This window comes from Curtobacterium sp. C2H10 (genome assembly GCF_025407985.1).
GTDB lineage: Bacteria > Actinomycetota > Actinomycetes > Actinomycetales > Microbacteriaceae > Curtobacterium.
The window spans coordinates 1-242 of the sequence record NZ_JABXGF010000243.1; the positions used below are offsets into that span (position 1 = coordinate 1).

A 242-nucleotide genomic window follows, 5' to 3' on the forward strand; every position below is an offset into this window, starting at 1 on the left:
GAGATCACGGATGCGGATCACTGGCCGGGTAATCTTTGGTAGCCAACTGAGTGAAATATCAGGCAGGCCTTCGGCAAGATCCAGCGCCAGGTAGCAGGTCATGGATTCTGGCAAAGCATTAAGCAGTAAGTTGATGCGCTCCACAGCTTCGTGCTGATAAGCACCCAACACATCAGGTGCTTTACCTTCTTCTACTAAACGGGAGTGCCTGACGGGCTTTTCCGCACCACGTGGCTTCACTG

At 52.9% G+C, this 242-nt stretch carries 1 protein-coding gene; it reads right to left on the reverse strand.

Annotated features, from left to right (window positions below):
• The coding region (locus HWD93_RS18805; RefSeq protein ID WP_261647645.1) for a hypothetical protein at positions 1–242 on the reverse strand (242 nt) is incomplete at both ends.